At 30.9% G+C, this 18,050-nt stretch carries 13 protein-coding genes and 1 tRNA gene; 11 read left to right on the top strand and 3 right to left on the bottom strand.

All coding sequences use genetic code 11. The features are described 5' to 3' along the window. Window positions 1-91: 91 nt before the first annotated feature. The 5 genes from P2W65_RS11375 (at window position 92) to dcd (ending at window position 4,349) form a co-directional block, all read left to right on the top strand. A complete protein-coding gene (locus P2W65_RS11375; protein WP_289665636.1) occupies window positions 92-670 on the top strand; it encodes a hypothetical protein in 579 nt (192 codons plus the stop codon). Further along, window positions 667-1,020, top strand: coding sequence for a hypothetical protein (locus P2W65_RS11370; RefSeq protein ID WP_289665635.1), 354 nt, complete (start codon window positions 667-669; stop codon window positions 1,018-1,020). Before P2W65_RS11375 ends, P2W65_RS11370 begins: the two co-directional genes overlap by 4 nt. 1,340 nt (window positions 1,021-2,360) lie before the next feature. Next, window positions 2,361-2,648, top strand: coding sequence for a hypothetical protein (locus tag P2W65_RS11365; RefSeq protein WP_289665634.1), 288 nt, complete (start codon window positions 2,361-2,363; stop codon window positions 2,646-2,648). A 7-nt stretch (window positions 2,649-2,655) separates the two neighbouring features. Next, window positions 2,656-3,726, top strand: coding sequence for a hypothetical protein (locus P2W65_RS11360; RefSeq protein ID WP_289665633.1), 1,071 nt, complete (start codon window positions 2,656-2,658; stop codon window positions 3,724-3,726). Then, window positions 3,708-4,349: a dCTP deaminase gene (gene dcd / locus P2W65_RS11355; protein ID WP_289665632.1), complete on the top strand. Its 642-nt coding sequence runs from the start codon at window positions 3,708-3,710 to the stop codon at window positions 4,347-4,349. Before P2W65_RS11360 ends, dcd begins: the two co-directional genes overlap by 19 nt. 1,005 nt (window positions 4,350-5,354) lie before the next feature. Here dcd and P2W65_RS11350 read toward each other — a convergent pair. The 3 genes from P2W65_RS11350 to P2W65_RS11340 all read right to left on the bottom strand — a co-directional run bounded on the left by P2W65_RS11350 (window position 5,355) and on the right by P2W65_RS11340 (window position 10,535). Then, window positions 5,355-6,563 carry a hypothetical protein gene (locus tag P2W65_RS11350; RefSeq protein ID WP_289665630.1) on the bottom strand — a complete coding sequence of 403 codons (1,209 nt, stop codon included), beginning with the start codon at window positions 6,561-6,563 and terminating at the stop codon, window positions 5,355-5,357. Further along, complete coding sequence (locus P2W65_RS11345; RefSeq protein ID WP_289665628.1) at window positions 6,563-8,722, bottom strand: AAA family ATPase; 2,160 nt, start codon at window positions 8,720-8,722, stop codon at window positions 6,563-6,565. Before P2W65_RS11345 ends, P2W65_RS11350 begins: the two co-directional genes overlap by 1 nt. 571 nt (window positions 8,723-9,293) lie before the next feature. After that, window positions 9,294-10,535, bottom strand: a complete 1,242-nt coding sequence (locus P2W65_RS11340; RefSeq protein WP_289665627.1) for a coiled-coil domain-containing protein — start codon at window positions 10,533-10,535, stop codon at window positions 9,294-9,296. A gap of 725 nt (window positions 10,536-11,260) precedes the next feature. Here P2W65_RS11340 and P2W65_RS11335 point away from each other — a divergent pair. The 6 genes from P2W65_RS11335 to P2W65_RS11310 all read left to right on the top strand — a co-directional run bounded on the left by P2W65_RS11335 (window position 11,261) and on the right by P2W65_RS11310 (window position 18,043). Further along, a tRNA-Ser gene (locus P2W65_RS11335) sits at window positions 11,261-11,348 on the top strand. A gap of 417 nt (window positions 11,349-11,765) precedes the next feature. Next, window positions 11,766-12,299, top strand: a complete 534-nt coding sequence (locus P2W65_RS11330; RefSeq protein WP_289665625.1) for a type IV secretory system conjugative DNA transfer family protein — start codon at window positions 11,766-11,768, stop codon at window positions 12,297-12,299. 20 nt (window positions 12,300-12,319) lie between these two features. Continuing rightward, a complete protein-coding gene (locus P2W65_RS11325; protein WP_289665624.1) occupies window positions 12,320-12,571 on the top strand; it encodes a hypothetical protein in 252 nt (83 codons plus the stop codon). A gap of 281 nt (window positions 12,572-12,852) precedes the next feature. Further along, complete coding sequence (locus tag P2W65_RS11320; protein ID WP_289665622.1) at window positions 12,853-14,952, top strand: type I restriction-modification system subunit M; 2,100 nt, start codon at window positions 12,853-12,855, stop codon at window positions 14,950-14,952. After that, complete coding sequence (locus tag P2W65_RS11315; RefSeq protein WP_289665620.1) at window positions 14,952-16,193, top strand: restriction endonuclease subunit S; 1,242 nt, start codon at window positions 14,952-14,954, stop codon at window positions 16,191-16,193. The genes P2W65_RS11320 and P2W65_RS11315 overlap by 1 nt, the downstream gene beginning before the upstream one ends. Window positions 16,194-16,204: 11 nt before the next feature. Then, on the top strand, window positions 16,205-18,043 hold the full coding sequence (locus P2W65_RS11310; RefSeq protein WP_289665619.1) for a DUF262 domain-containing protein: 1,839 nt from the start codon (window positions 16,205-16,207) through the stop codon (window positions 18,041-18,043). Window positions 18,044-18,050: the final 7 nt, after the last annotated feature.

Here is an 18,050-nt window from a genome sequence, read left to right as displayed (position 1 = left end):
AAATTTAATCATTATAAAAAAATACTTTTAAATAAATGTATTGAAGAACTATCATATTTATTGTATAATAATATAGATACCAGTAGGCAAAATGAATAATCCAGCTAATATTTTAATTACAGATAAAGTCCCTTATTTTCTAACATTACTACTTGCAATACTTGCATTGCAGTTTAACTATACTCTTGACAGTATGTCAAAAATTCCCGTTTTGGAATATAATTTTCAAGACGCTAAAAGCAAAGCAGGGGATACTTTATACCATAAGTATTTAATTATAAAAAATTTATCAAATGATAAAATGATTGAAAATTTTCATCTGCAATTAAAATTTAAAAATAAAAGCAGATCAATAATATTATGTCCTGATATTGATGCAATTTCACCAGCTGCTATAATTCAGGAAGATCCAAAATTTACTAAGGATAAATTAGCCTATTTTAAGATTAAGTTAATTCAACCTGGATTAAGCTACAGAATAAAATATTACACGAATGAAAAAGAGATAAACCCAGTAATGCATTTTGAATGCCTTAAACCATTAAAAATTATTAATAAATCCTTTTATACATTTTTACTTAGGAATCAATTTGAAATAAATTTCTTAAGTATGTGTTTATTTTTAATACTATCAATTTTATACATAATAAAAATTTCAAGAAACATATGAAAAAAATTATATTATTGCTTGGCTTTGCCTTTTTATCATTAGGCATCTATTCTCAAGAATGCGTCATAAAACTGATGGTTTCCAAAACATCACAGTCATTCGCTGGTCCTTCAACAGAACCAATCAAATTTATGATTACTGTGAGCAACGATACTTTAACTTCGTCAGCAAATGGTATTTTAAAAATCGATAGTATCTACTTCAGTAAAAATAAAAAAAGATATGTAGATTCATTTGAGTTCTTTAACCGTTTGGATTTAGAGTACTATCGATTGCCAAAGTTTACAAGAACACGACGAACTCTTGAAGAATACTGTGGTCAAATATTAGCGGCTGCGCCAAGAGATTAAAACCTAAAGTAGACTTCGTATTTTTTTCACACGAAAAGCTAAGGCAAATTTGACAACAATTTGACATTTCAAATTTTGTGGCAGAATAGTGGCGCAAGTAGTCTGTATGATAATCTATTCTTTAAAATTAGACTTTTTCTAGTAAGGTTGGGATTTTAGAGCGATCCGAACTGCAAGCTTACAATCCTATTTGCGCTACAAATAAAAATTTGAAGTCAAGATATAAGGAATTAAATGAGAACCCACAGTTAATAGTTTAACTTAAGAGATTTCCGAACTGGATTCCAAAGTATTAGGTAAGAATCAAAACAATAAAAGTCTAAATTTCTAAAAATTATTTCAATTTAACAGCAATAAAAATCACTTAATTAACAGCTGTTTATAAAACAACAGAACAATTATAAGCTAACATATTTCTGTTGAGTTACTGGGTTGTGTATTGTAATCATAAACTATCAATGATAATTTATATAAGCTTTCAATTATTTCCTTCCCTTCTTAATCCGAAACATCAGTGAATCCTTCGTATTTCCTTAATTCTTCTAGCTTTAACTTACTATTACTCTCATTAATTTCCATTTTGCTGGTGACTATTTTTTGCAATTTCGCATTTTCATTTTTCTTTTTTGGAGTCATATCTTAAATATAATATTTTTTTGTACAAACAACCTTTTTACCAGGAACTACAATAGCGAGAAAGAATCATCTTCCAAAAAAAAATTGAATGCTTGGACGATTTATAGGAACAAACTGTAAACAGTTTTTAAAGGATAGTTTTTAGAATAAATTTCTCAAGAGGTTCCGTATGTAAAGATTGATTATACCACTAATCCTATTTTACTGGAACGCGAATGATTTAATAAATATTATTTTGAACAAACATGTTTACTAACTGTACAGACATAAGTTTTATTAAACTTTCATTCATAGTTTTGCCAAGATAAATCAGCACAATCATATTTCTTTACTAAAACGTTCTGTCTAGAATATTTAAATACCGTAGAGAAATCATATTACTACATAATCTAAAAGTGGATTTATAATTTAAAACGTTACTACAATCACGATAAGTAATTAACATTTTAAATGATCGAAACCGAGGACATGTCTCAATATTCTAGCGAATTGGAAATCAATAGATTGTTAATTTCAGTACCATCAGTAATTATTTTAATAAATTATAAAAAATTATGTTAGCTTTGCCGAAATTACGCGATTGAGAAAATGTCTTATCAACAAAAGTTAATAACTTTTGTTGATAAGGTGTTTTTTTAGAATAATTATTGATTAAATTAGTTAATAAGAATGTAGTTATTTTTAACAAACCTAAAAGATCTATTATGTATTTAGCACAAACAAGCACCTTGCAAACACAAGCGCCTTTTTACGTAAATATCCTGCAAGATATAATATCTTCAAAGAATTTACAAAATAAGGCTGATATTGACACGGCAATAACTGAGGCTAGTGAAATAGCTAAAGGGGAGAAAAACATTTTTGCTATTGATAATAATCATTATTTTCTGGTTACAACTCTAATATCTAAATATAAGGACAAACTTTTGGCATTCCAAAACGATTCTATTAATAATGAAGTCTATAGCGAAATTTTAGAGTTGTTAAGATAGATAATTTATGGATTATAAAAGTATTGAGTTACAAATTCTACAGTTAGAAGAATCTTTTTCAAAAAGCAGAAGTAATATTTACTCTGATCCAAAAAAACAAACTCATTTTGATGAGTTATATAAATTATTTAAAGCGATAAAAACTAGCGATTACAAACGCTTTGATTTACGAAATTTACAAGATCATTTTTTTTTACTTAATTATATATTTAAAGGTCTTGAATATCTGGATAATAGCACTCTAAATATTATCCCATATGAAATAATTTCATGTCTAGAATATGCGCTAGAGGATTGGATTGATAAAGATAATTTCATTATTGCAACCTCTCTATCCAATAAAAATTTAGATTTCTACTTTGAGTCGACCGATAGCAATGAAGAATTTAACAATATTAATTTTTTAATTGGTGCCCTTTATGGGCACCAATTAACTCACAGACTAATAAAAATAAGTCTTCCGAAAGTCCTTTCTAGAGACTATCTATCATGTGTCGTACTATATCACGAATTAGGTCACTTTGTAGACATGGAGTTGAATATTTCAAAGAAGATATTTCTAAAAAATTATCATAAGACTGATCCGACCAATTACAGTGAATATGAATTTCTTTGTCATAAAAGAGAATATTTTGCAGATCTGTTTGCAGCTCAATATATAAATGATGCCTCAAATCTATTTCTTAATTATATAGCGTTTGATAATCCTGATTGTGAAACACATCCCGCAACTAACAAAAGAATTTCAGTTGTAGAAAATTTTTTAACCGGTAAAAATTGTCTAGAATTAGATGAATTTAATTCTGTTTTAAGTGTGTCAGGTCCGACAGAATTAAAAATCAGGTACAAAAAGTTAGATATTAAAAAATCTGATTTTTTAAAATTGATCCCCCAAAATATAAAAAGTGTTCCTGAGTTGCATTATATATTTAAATTAGGATGGGATTTCTGGAATACTTCCGAGACAAATTTCTTAAAGAATTTTGAATCAAGGCAAAAGTATCATATAATCAATAATCTGATCGAAAAATCAATTTCTAATTATACTATCACTGAAAAATGGCAAGAAATCTTATAAAAAGAATATTTGGATCGGAGAATAGTGGCACTCTTACAAAAGTAGAATTAGAAAAATTGTTAAGAAAAAAAGAACTTATAATCCTGCCATTACTTGATCAAACTCAAATCGGAGAAGTCAGTATCGATTTAAGAGTGGGGTTAGACTTTTTAGCTTTGCACCAAGGTAGAGAAGCGTTTATTGATACTACTGAGGATTCAATGTCAAAAAGACCTATTAAAAGTCATTTCACTGAAACAAGAAGAAAAGTAGGGGAAAGTTTTTTACTCCATCCGTCCCAAACCATTTTATTTTCAACGTTAGAATACATTAAATTACCCAGTGATGTATATGCAATTTTATCTTTACGAAGTTCATTTAGCCGATTAGGTTTAGCAATTTCAATAATTGTTCAGCCAGGATATTGCGGATGCGTTTCAGTAGAATTAATAAATGCTGGAAATACTCCAATAAAAATAATGGTTGGTTCAAGATTTATCCAAGCACGCTTTGTAAAACTAAATAAAAAATCAAATTATTTTAATAGTACTAGGAAATATACTTGCCAAGTAAGACCAATGCCTTCAAAAGCTAATGAAGATGAAGAACTAAAAAAGCTCAAAAGCTTATATGATATTTTATAATTCGTATTCAGACATATGAACGGGCACAAATGAAAATCACATATTACAAATAACTTATCCCCCCCTATCCTCCAATACGCACATATTGAAGTCTTTTGCCATCTATATTCATTCATAAGTTAACAGGTCCAATTTTAAAATTATTGATTAAAAAATTTCAGAAGATTTTAGATATTTGTACATTTACCTCAACGAAGAATTACACCTGAATTTAAACAGTTTAAAAGATTCAAAAACGGATAAACGCGCATAAAAAGTTCATGAAAAAATTGTGGCGCAGCACATTTTCAAAAACACAACCTTAGCAAAGACAGCGCTTCAGAAGCTTAGGTTCTAAACTGTATACCACACTTAATAAATTTTCCGTGAAAGAAATGAAAGAAAATGAACACTGGCATCTTTTTTAACAGATACATCATAAATATAAAGTCCTCCTCGCTGAAGATGGTGGTTTTAAGGTTCAAGCCTTCCCAAAAAAGCAATGCTTATGAAGATTGGAATCCTCTTTCAAAAGAACGGCTTTATCGGCTGTTTGCTTCTTCAACAGAGAAGCTTTTTCAGATGCTTTCAACCGCAACCGCATCATATTTTTTATGATAATACTGTGATAATTTAAATTTAAGGGAATCTGTTCCATTACGTAATATTGCCTATTTGCCTTCCATATCCAATCTTACAAACTCGTATTTATACTCGGCCGTAATTTCTCAGAGGTGGCTTTTCTCCTCTTTCCAAACAAAGGCTTTAAAATGATCTCATTGCCTTCAAAGCCTGTTTCACTGATTTTATCCAATCCACAGTTGTGACCTCACCTTCACCAAAAAGCAACTATTGCAACAAGCCATTCAAGAAGAATATCGACAGTAACCTTATTTAAAAGTGCTATTCATTTAGTCAGCGTAAGGTTTTCAGCTGACGCGCCTTCCTCAAAGTGGTAACTTAAAAGATTGATTTCCATAATTTCATTCATTTTTACTTTTTAAGCTCCGAGGGTATTGCAAATAATCAAATTAAACCGATCTCTTTGGCTATATCTTTTTCAAATTTAGCTAAAGGCCTTTTGTAAAATTCAGCAGGTGAAAAATAATTTCTAATTGCAAATTCATATAAATCTTTTTCGCTATCGAAAATCTTCTTACCACTATTATTAATTAAAATATTCGCATATATATCTTGTAATCTCGTGGGAACCGTTTTACGCTGAAGGTCCATAAGACCTTCAGCGATATCCTTGTGATGATCATAAATATAATCCAGTTTGAATAATTCAATATTATTGTCTATTTGCGTTTTCATTCTTATAGTCTTCGAAGTGTCCAAAATTATACTTAGTCCTCTAGTGTCATGAAAAAATGCTCTTGGATTGTTTACCTTATAAGTAAACTTTACCTTTTCATCGCAATAGTTATGGACATAGGGATGAAGATTGTTTATTAAAGAAATATTTGTAGCCTTTTTTAAATTTGAATTACAAATATGGCAACTGGGAATTAAATTATAAAATGAGAGAGCCAGTATTGGATAACTACTTTGTGCAAAAAAATGATCAATTTCAGCTCTGATAAAATTTTTACCACTATTAATAACTGTTATGACGTAGTTTCTGTTGCAATACAAGCAAGTATTCACATTTAAGGAAGAAGTCAGCTGATATGCACCCCAGTGAGGTGAAAAAATTGACTCTTTCTTTGAAAACTCAACGTAATCAAAAAGATAAGTCAACAATTTCAATATTTGATTGTTAACATCTTTTCTTCTATTTTCAGGAAAATATTTTTTATACCTTTCATTTTCTTCCAAAAGATCGGAAGGACCGCCGTTAATAATCTTATGTATCCTTTCTCTTTTGAAATATTCCAATCTTTTCCTTAACTCATTTTGTGTGGTGAAGTCCCTACTTACTATACGTTTTTTAGAGTCAAAATAGTTAGTGAGGTTATTGATGGATTTCACATTATTAAATTCACCATCAACATCATCCTTGCTACTAGTCGACTTTTTTAGAAACCAATTAAGAGATTGCCTTTTAATTGCATCATCACATTTCAAAGCAAACAGTTTATCTTTAAACTCATCTTTTGCTACCTTACTTTGCAATTGATAATATTCCAGACAGAGAGTTAAAATTTTAACCTTTAAATCTATAATCTTCACCACCCCTTCAGAATGCAAACGACGGGAATTATCTATTACTTTTTTTGGAAGAGAAATCATTATTTTCTATGTTTTTCAATTTCAGCAGCAATTTCCTGCATTTGTTTTTCTAATAAAATTATTTTTTCCTCTCTAGTCACTAAAGACTCAACGTCTTGCAGAAGTTCTTTAAGTTTATTTCTAATCACATCATCTCCAATCAGCGCAGCAATAGCCTTAAAATATTGATGTTCTGCTTCATCATATTTCCCCTTAGTAGTATAATCAAGTATCTTCCTAATTTCTGCTAATGCATACTCTCCTATAGATCCATCTTTTATGAAAAAATCATTGGACAATAAATCATAAATATTGGATCCAAAGGTAAGCTCATTGTGCGAATTTATAATTTCACCATTCTGTATGCGTAAGATATTAGCGTTGGGAATATCTGACAAGAGAAAAGGTGAATGAGTTGAAAAAAGTATATTAATTCCTAGAATATGTTCTATGTTAAGCTTGCTAAGACTATTAACAAGCTCTGACACGAATTTTTTTTGATACTCTGGATGATAATACAACTCTACTTCATCTAATACTATATTGAGATATTTATACCTAATTTTATCGGTAGAATAAGAGTTAAAAACCGAGTTCAAATTTATTATATGATAAATAATTGACTGTACTGACTGGATTAATTGTTGTTCTCCCGAACTTAATGTTTGAAAAATGGATGCGGAATTTGGGCTATCATCATTTTTTATAAACAACTCAGGTTTAAAAAATGCGACTGGCAACAAGTATTCAACGAGTACCTGATTATTATTGCTCTCAGCCTTTTTTATCATAGCAGAAAAATCATTAATCTCTACGATATTTCTGTACGCCTTATTGCCTGAATTTCTAGGGTTTCGAATAATCTCCCATTTATTATTAAAGTATTTTTCTTTAACAGAAAATAATATTTGTCTAATTTTAATCGTTACGTGACTATTATCTTCTTTAAGAGCAAAAAGAAGCTCACCAATATTTTGCAATCTGGGAACTGGTTTATCTTTACTCAAAATACCGTAAAATTTATTAAACTCTAAATATTGACTGCATATTCTAAATAATTTTCGGATGGCGTATTTTAAACATAAGTATGTAATGTCTTTATAATCGACATCAAGCTCATTATCAACAAAAACATATCTATCATCTATATTCGTCATTTTCAAGTCAGCTTGTAGAGACTGCTGCAAAAAGTCGATACTATCAGAATCCATCTCATAATCTGTTAGAATTTTCATCAGTTTAACAAATAAAATGACAACACTTTCCTTATTATCCTTTTGATACAGTTCGAAGACATTCTTGTAACTAATTAACCCAAAAGAATCTAATTCTTCAGGATAAATATTGAACTGCAAACTATCTACCTTTTTTTTGTTGACAATATACTTTCCTTGTATAGAATCACCTGAAAGATTATATAATATTCTGGTTTGCGTCAGATGAAACTCGATATTAACATCAATATTTCCAGCTGTCCTAAAGGGATTAATGACAATAGGGGTCCTGTAACCGTCATTCTTATGAAATAAAGAATTCATCCAAAAATTTTCATATAATGAACCATTCAATGCATAAATGGAGTAATTTACAGCAATTGTATAAAACAAATCGCCCACATGAAATTTATCTAAATACTTCCATCCAACATCGCTAAATTCAAATACACTGTACCCCCCGGGCCCGTTTCGTAATAAAAATATGGAATTTCCTTTTGAGAAATAAAGTTCCAACTGTAATCCGTCAATTACATATTGTATAGCATGAAATTTTTCCGAAAAAAAAGCATGAGAAGTTTCCTCGAATTTTTCTAAATAATATTTATAATCAGCAATTAATTCATCTTTAATTGCAATCGCATAACTTAGCGCATATAAAAGTTCTAGTAACGTGCTTTTACCAGCTCCGTTTTTACCTACAACTGATGAAATATTTAAATTTATTTCATGCCCGTCGGCAGTTTTTATTTTATATAAATCTTCAGGTACTGTAGAGGTGTAAATGATATTTGTTACTTGATCTGTATTGTTTTCCTCAATCCCTGCAACTTCACCATTTTGTTTAAAATATTCGTAATCATTATAAAATTTATAAATAACACCAAGCTTCAGTACCTTCGAGAATTCTCTTCTACACCCCACAATTGGTCTTACAGCTAAAATTTTGAAATTTGTTTTATCCATAAATATTTTAATTTTCGTTCCTTTGGAATAAATTGTTCATAGTTATACTTTATGTCAATTGGCACTTTTTTCCAAAAATATTTTATATTTTAACTAATTTAGTTTTTGGCACTTTCTATGTATAGTTTTCACTCTCTTTTCTAATGTTTTTTTATAATTAGAAAAATCCAAAACAAATTAATGATTTTAAGAGTAATGCTCAAAGCTTATTAATATGTTTTTCGATTTTTAATATATAAAGAGACGAAAGTCCTTTTCAAATATGAATACAAAAAATGATTTCTTCCTATAATTAACTTTTAACTCAACCTTTCGATCAACCCTATTAAAATATATCTGAAAAATCCCTTTGAAATAGACTCAAAAAATCATATTGAAAATTTTGAGTTGCCTTCGTTTTTGCCACACCAAAAGCTTATATATTATCAAACGAATATTTCAAATGAAGCCAAAAATTGGTTTATTTGATAATAAATGATCTCTAAACTGAATTGTTTGAAAAAAGAAAAAAAGCTATCTATCGACAGATTTTTTTCTTTTTTGAGGTTGGTCTTTGTTGTATTGATAAGATTTACAGCCCAGGCAGAATCTGAATTCCAACTGTTATTTTATTACTTCTGATTTTCTCGTCACTGCCATATGCTGATAGCATAGCCGAAAACCTGAAGTTATTAAGAATGGTCATTCCAGCAATTATTTTACCATTAAAGAAAGCTTTTTCGTGCACAAGACCAAGGTTTTTATAAAAATCATTTGTTCCGCCTGATACGGTACCGTTTGCCTGTACAAAGAAGTTAAACTTTTTGCTGTCTGAAGACAACCCAAAATAAGTATTAAGGCCAATTGCATAGTTTGCCGTCGAGGTATCGATATCATTTCCAAATCCTTCCACGTCCATTGCCCCTCTAATGCTTCCATAGCCGTAAAATGTAAATTGATTGCCATTATTGGGATTAGTGCATAAAAGTGGAAGAACTGCCTCCAAATAAAAATTTCCACCTCCGTTAATAAGCCTGCTGAATGCTTCCTGCTCTGTCTCTTCTTTTTTCTTTTGCTCCGCAGTTTCCTCTGTTTCGTCTTTGGAAGTCGAAAGCGACACAACGCTTCCAAACGATAATCTCAGGGCGGATAGGTTGTCCGTTACAATTTCAGTCTGGACGGCAGATGCTTTACTGTCACTGCTTAACGCAAAAGAATTCAGCAAAATAGTTTTATCTGTTTTGTTGCTGTACATATCCTTGAAAAACACTGCTCTGTCTATTTTCCTGAGTGTTGGCATAAACCATCTGTAGGTATTAAGACTCAGAAGCTTATCCGTTTTTTCCTGTTCTATAATTCTTATTTCACGTTCTTTTTTGTTGATTCGGTCCTGGGTCAACTCAATTTCTTTGAGTGAAGTGTGGTTCCTTATGGCATTTTTCAGGGAATCGATTTCATTCTTTACATTATCGATCTGCTTATCGTAATAAACTACATAGACCTGCTTCTGCTCTTCTTTCTCCCTAAAAGACGCCTTCAGTTGCATTAAGGATTTTAGCCTACTATTGTTACTTGCCAACGCTGCGTTGATAGCTTTAATGTCCTCGTCAACAATGTCGTTTTTTACCAAGGCATTCTTTGCCGCGAGCTTTTTGTTCAAATCTTCTACTTTTTCATTTGTATTAGCAATGTCCGTCACTACCTGCTTGTACTCTTCTGAGAGAAGCACATCTGCAAAACTATTATCTCTTTTTGATTCGTTGATTGATGCCTGTCCCTGAGTTTTCGATACAAAAAAACAGAATAGGACTGCAAAAGTAATTTTGATTTTCATTTGTTGGTTATTTGGTTAGTTTAAATTGAATGATGTTTCTGCCGTTTACAGAAAAGTCATATTTTCTAATTGATCGTAAAAATAGAGTTTTAACGTTCAACAACTATACGCAATTATACCTGTTTTACATTGCTCGGAAATATTTAAGAGCTATAATTATAATACCGTACCTTTAAAAGCGTACATTAAAAACATATGACAGTAAAATTAACAAATCTTCTTCTAAAGATACTAGCTGAAAATTTTAAACGAAGTGTTTCACTTGAAGAATTAGCATAAATTGCTAGACTTTACGCACTACTTGCCAATGAGTTGTCAGATCTGAAACCAGATGAATACTTGATGCTGTCAATCATTTTAGAAAATCTGATTCTTCTACATGATCGGGGCATGATAATCTTAGAAGAAATGACTGACCACAGCACAATTACGCCAAAAGGCCTTCATGCAGTGGCCTAATTGGAAACAGATACAATATGTAGACTAAATTGCTATAAGCAAAAACTAATCCTTTCCTAATAGCGAAAGGTTTGCATTACAAGCTTTTTCCAAATAGGAATTCCCATTTCAACAGTAGCCTGTTTTAGGTCTTTTTAAATAGCCTGTTCTTGTACGCTTTAGACACTGAAGTATATTTTTATTGTCAAATATCATCAAAAAGTTTTTCTCAATTAAAAAAACATTCTATATTTGCACCCGCAATCAGTCAATGATAGCAACATACTGGAGGAATGGCAGAGCGGTCGAATGCGGCAGTCTTGAAAACTGTTGACTGTAACAGGTCCGGGGGTTCGAATCCCTCTTCCTCCGCCAATAGAAGCTTAAAAAGAAATTTTTAAAATAAAAAGCCTTTAAACATCACTGTTTAAAGGCTTTTTATTTTAAGCAAATCTTAAAAAAGCACATGTAATATCATAATGCTTTTGTGCTTAACCTAGAGGAGTTTCTTAATATGAAAGTAATTTTAAAGACAAACCAGAAATCAAAAACAATTCTGTGGTAAAACATATGAAAATGTATAAAACTATCTGTAATTTCATTTTAAAAATGGATCTTCCTTCTTGAAAATCCCTTCAATATTTACGATGGAAAATTAATTATCAGAGATGCCACTTTTCTAACACAGCACGAACTAAATATTATTGAAAACAAATTATTTTCCATTACCCTTTCTATTTAAATGATGTAATGGAGCAATTAGAAGGACAAATTACCTCTGCTAAAATCTAGATGACAAGACTTTCTTCTCCCCAGATTTATTATGTACTCGCTGGAAATGATTTTACATTAGACATCAATAATTTATTGGATCCAAAAATAGTGTACATAGGAAATAATCCTCAAAAAACACAAACTTATGGCGCTGTTTTATCTTTATTTGTAAGTCGATTAATCAAGCAGGTAAACCAAAAAAGAAATCTAAAAAGTAGTCTAGTATTAGATGAATTCCCAACAATCTATCTTAACTATATGGACAGTTTAATTGCTACAACAAGAAGCAATAAAGTAGCTACTTGCATAGGAATTCAAGACTTCAGCCAACTTAGAAAAGACTACGGACGTGAGCAGGCAGATGTTATTCTAAACATTATCGGCAAAAAATTTACTTGTCAGGTGAAGGGCGATACAGCTAAACAATTATCGGAGCGATTTGGGAAAATCATGCAGTACCGAGAAAGTCTTTTTATCAACAGTACTGATACGTCAATAAACCACTCCAAACAATTGGAATCTGCGTCTCTCCTTCTAAAATTTCTACTCTAAGTTCAGGTGAATTTGTTGGTATGGCTGCAGATGATCCCAAATGCAAAATAGAACGTAAAATTTTTCACTCTGAAATTATAAAGGATCATGATGCGCTAAAAAAAGAAGATGATTATTATAAAGAGCTACCACAAGTAAGAGTAATTAATAACATAATAATTCAACAAAATTATTTGCAGATAAAGCAGGATATTGAAGAAATATTGCATTCTGAAATGGAAAGGCTAATTGCAGATTCAATGTTATGTCACTTGATAATAAATAAAAAATAAATATCATTGAAGAGATGTAATATGATAATTTGCAAACTTAAATAAGCTAGATCACCTATAAAGGTTTATATCCAAAATTAGGTCTAATAAGTTTTCCACATTTTACGGTTTTCCACACTATTCCTAACACTGCTTTTTAGTATGTTTGTAGAACCACAAATAAAAATCATTTATTAGCAGCAAGCTAGAGAGAGCTTGAAATCTTAAGATAGACTTTAAGCAATACAAGAAGTACTAAATGAGGTAAATAACGTTAAAAAAATAATTTTCTCAAAACAATAATGACAAACGAACAACTCAAAAAACTAGAAAAAGACCTATGGGATTCTGCTAACTCGCTTCGTGCATATGGAGGACTTAAAGCAGCTGATTATGCCGTACCAGTTTTAGGGCTTATTTTTCTACGATTTGCAGAAAACAAATACAGCCACTACGAACCAGAGATTCTTAAAGAATTTGAAGCTGAAAAAGGCACAAGATTAGAAAGACCAATTCATTCGATAGCATTGGCAAAATGTGGTTTTTATTTACCTGACTTTGCGCGATACGATTATTTATTGGAACTTCCTGGAGACGAAAGTTTGGCTAAAGCTTTACGAAAGGCTATGGAGGGAATTGAAGAATTTCAAGACGATAAGTTCAAAGACGTTTTACCTAAAGAAGCCTACTTTGATATTGAAAAAAAGAAAGCTGATATACTACCCCAATTACTAAAAACATTCTCTGATATTCCAGTGGATGCCACCGGAGATGTTTTTGGAAAAATATACGAATTCTTCTTAGGGGAATTTGCAATGAGTGAAGGACAAAAAGGAGGTGAATTCTTTACGCCAACTTCAGTAGTACGATTTATTGTTGAAGTCATCGAACCTTATGCTGGAAAAATATACGATCCTGCCTGTGGTTCAGGTGGTATGTTTGTACAAAGTGCAACTTTCGTAAAAGAAGCCAATCACGACCTTAATGATATTTACGTTTACGGACAAGAATATATGGGAGAAACGGCGCGTTTGGCAAAGATGAACTTGATGGTTAACAACATCCGTGGCGAAATTATCGAAACTAACTCTTACGAAAACGACCCATATGCAGGATTAGGAAAGTTCGATTTTGTAATGGCAAATCCACCATTTAACGTAAAATCAGTAAAAGAAAGTACTGTAAAAAATGACGAACGTTTTTATAAATATGGTTTACCTAAAAACAAAGGCAAAAAAACCAACGACAGCATCACCGATGCTAATTACCTTTGGATTTCTTTATTTGCCACCTCGTTGAATGCTAACGGAAGAGCGGGTTTTGTAATGCCTAACTCAGCTTCTGATGCTGGTAATTCGGAATATGAAATTCGAAAAAAGATTGTAGATAGCGGTATTGTTGACTGCATGGTTTCTATGCCTTCCAATATGTTTTTGACAGTAACCTTACCGGCTACGCTGTGGTTTTTTGACAAACAAAAAATAAATAAAGATCGTAAAGACCAAATTCTTTTTATAGATGCCCGAAATACATATCACCAAATAGACCGAGCTCACCGTGAATGGAAAGAAGAACATATTCAAAACCTTACTGCGATTGTGCGTTTATATCGCGGAGAAAATGAACGTTATTTAGAATTAATTAGTCAGTACATCAGCCAAGCTAACGAAGCTATGGAAAAAGTACCAACTGCTTTTAATGAGTATTGGACATTAATCCAACAAACGATAATCAAATTACAGAATTATACTAGAGATAGTAAAACCAAACACAAACCGGATGCTTTCAAAAAAATTGTAGAAAGTGGTTTACTTCAAAAAATAGATGAATTGACCTTGCCTAATTTGTCAGTATCAGTCATTACACAGAACGAACTAACCGCATCCAACAATCAACAATTAGCCTATTCCAAAGAATTATCTGTTTACACTGATCAATTAAAAGAAATAGACACCGCTCTAAAAATTAGCAAAGATACTTTGTTCAAAGTGTTGGTACTTGCCGACAAACAAGTCAAAGTAAAAAATGATAAAGACTGGAACGGTTTCGGTTTAAATGGATTAAAACAAATTGAACAACTGCAACAAAATTGGAAAGATTGTACAGACCAAGTTTGCTATTATCAAGCAAATATAGACTGGTTGCAAAGTCGTTTTCCTGAAGCAAAATATGCCGATGTAGTGGGTTTATGCAACGTAGCCGATAGAACAGAATATGTTGAGGAACAAGATTATTCTTTGAGTGCTGCAAGATATGTGGGTGTGGTTCTTGATGCTGAAAATATTACCAATGAAGAATTCAAACACAAAATTGAAATAAAAAGTTTAGAGTTTAGAAAAATGTCTTTAAAAGCATTAGAGTTAGAAAATTCAATTGAAAACAATTTAAAAAATTTGTTTTAATGTTGAAGCGTATAAAAATAGGAGATTTAATAAAGCAAAAAAAAGCTCATTCGCAAACCGGACCATTTGGTACACAACTAAAAGCATCTGATTATGTAGAACAAGGTATTCCTGTAATTAATGTTAGAAATATTGGTTTTGGTGAAATACGAGAAAATCAATTGGAATACCTTGATGACGAAATGGCTACAATCTTAAAATCTCATAGATTAATAAAGAATGATATTGTTTTTGGCAGGAAAGGTGCTGTAGAAAGACATTCATTAATAAGTTCTAATGAAGAAGGGTGGATACAAGGTTCTGATTGTATAAGATTAAGATTTTTGAATAGTGAATATAATCCAACATTTGTATCGTACTTTTTTAGAACTGAACAACATAAACAATGGATGATAAATCTTGGTTCTTTTGGAGCTACTATGGGCTCTCTTAATCAGGATATTATTTCAAAAATTGAAATACCTAACCTGCTATTACCATTTCAAAATAAGATTGCTTCCATTCTATCATCTTACGATGCATTGATTAAAAATAACAACCAACGCATCAAATTATTAGAAGAAATGGCAGAAGAAATTTATGAGGAATGGTTTGTGCGTTTGCGTTTTCCGGGTTATGAAAATACTAAAATTGTAGATGGCATGCCTCAAGGTTGGGAGAAAATGAAATTGAATAATGTTTTAGAACCAGTCAAAAGAAAACCCAAAATAAGCACAGATAAGTACCTTTCAGAGGGTAAATATCCGATAATTGATCAAGGTGATGATTTTATAGCAGGTTATACGAATGATGAAAATCTTGTTCAATTTGCACCATTACCACTTTTAGTTTTTGGTGATCACACAAGAAGAGTAAAATTTGTCAATTATCCTTTTGCTTCTGGAGCAGATGGCACACAATTGCTTTCTCCAAAAAACAAAAGTTTGTTGCCTATATATTTCTATATATCTATCAAGAATATCGATTTGTCCAATTTTCATTATGCTAGACATTTTAAGTTTTTAAAGCAAGAGTATATTTTGATACCAGATGATGATACGCTTTTACTTTTTAACAATCTAACTTCTCCGTTTTTTGAGGAAATTCAAATTCTGAAAGAAAAAAACCAACTATTACAAGAAACCCGTGATTTGTTATTACCACGATTAATAAGTGGTAAGTTGAGTGTGGTGCATTTAATAGAGAAAGAAGTAGAAGAAGAATTAATGATGGTAGCAGAGCAGAGCGCTGAATATAAATAAAGAAGTAAATTATGAGTAGTACAACACCATTGATAGATTTGTTTGGCAAAAAATTTATAATTCCACATTATCAACGTGGCTATAGATGGGAAGAACAAGAAGTTACTGAACTATTAGATGATATCTGGAATTTCATGAACACTTCAAACAAGGGAGAGTTCTACTGTTTACAGCCTATTGTAGTTCAAAAAATTGCAGATAATGAATATAACGTTTTAGATGGGCAACAACGACTTACAACTTTGTATCTAATACTCGTTTATCTAGAAGAACGAAGATTTGAAGATGGTTATAATCAAGAACTTTTTACATTAAACTACGAGACAAGAGATAAATGCGAAAAGTTTTTAGCCGATAGAACTTTTATAACTACTGTTGATGAATCAAATATTGATTTTCAGCACATCTGTAATAGCTATAGTTATATAGAAACTTGGTTTAAAAATCACGCAGGAGCAAAAGGAAAATTAATTCCTATTTTGCTTGATGATAATACTGGAGGCAATAGAAACATCCGCTTTATTTGGTATGATGTAGAACAAGAAAAAAATCCAATAGACGTATTTATTCGATTGAATGTAGGCAAAATTCCATTAACCGATGCCGAATTAATTAAAGCCCTTTTGCTACAAAGCGACAAATACCATTCTGATGATTTGAAATTCAACAAAATGAAATTGTTTGAAATTGCTACAGAATGGGACACAATTGAATATACCTTACAAGAAGAAGCCTTTTGGTATTTTTTAAGCAACGAAGAAAATTTAAAGCCAACACACATCGAATTTATTTTTGATGCGATTGCAAATAAGATTTTAAAAGAGAAAAAATATTTTGAATCTAAAAATTTCAAGCACGCAACTTTTCTAATCCTGTCAGCTTATTTACAAGACTTAATTACTAATGATAAAAAATCAAGAATTGATGCTGTAAAACACATTTGGGAAATGGTTATTGAATATTTTGAATATTACAAAGAATGGTTCAATAACAGAAAACTCTATCATTACATTGGATACCTAATTGAATCAAGAGGAAGTCATATCATTGATACTTTAATAAAAGAATCTAAAGAACGAACAAAAAAATCATTTGTAACCTATCTCGAAGGTGAAATTAAAGAGTTAATCAAAATAAACACAAAAGGTAAAGATGCAAGTGGCAACAGTATAACCGTAAATCTAAAAGATTTGTGTTATGAAAACGAAGACCAAAAAACAAACGATAAGCCATTAATTATCAGGATTTTGTTTTTACACAATGTGATAGCTACCTTAAAATCGGAAAAAGAAAAAGCAAAATTTCCTTTCAACCTTTACAAGAAAACTAAAAAGAACGAAAAATGGAGTCTAGAGCACATCCACGCACAAAACTCTGAAAATATTACAAAACCAGCACACCAAAAATCTTGGCTACAAGACCACATAAAGTCATTGACCAATACAAATGATGTGCAATTTGAAAGTATAATCAAAAAGATGAATTCTGCTTTAAAAGATGATGATTTAGACAAAGAAAAATTTAATAAAATTGTAAATTCTGTGTATTCATTAATCAATAAAATAGCTGGAATCAATGAAAAAAACATTCATCAGATTGATAATTTATGTTTAATTGATAAAAACACCAACAGTCAACTTAACAATTCTGTTTTCGATGTAAAAAGAGAAAAAATTAAAAAGAGAGAAGTCAAAGGATATTACATTCCTGTTAGTTCAAGAAATGTTTTTCTAAAATCTTACACAGATTATCCACAAAACAATGCCTATTGGAGATCAGAAGATAGAACTGGGTATCTTAAAAGTCTTGAGGAAATGTATAATTATTTTGTAATAGAAGCAGTTAATTAAAGAAAAT

Source organism: Flavobacterium panacagri (genome assembly GCF_030378165.1).
In the GTDB taxonomy this organism is placed as follows: domain Bacteria; phylum Bacteroidota; class Bacteroidia; order Flavobacteriales; family Flavobacteriaceae; genus Flavobacterium; species Flavobacterium panacagri.
The sequence above is the reverse complement of the archived record's forward strand: the minus strand, read 5'-3'. Positions and strand labels throughout refer to the sequence as shown.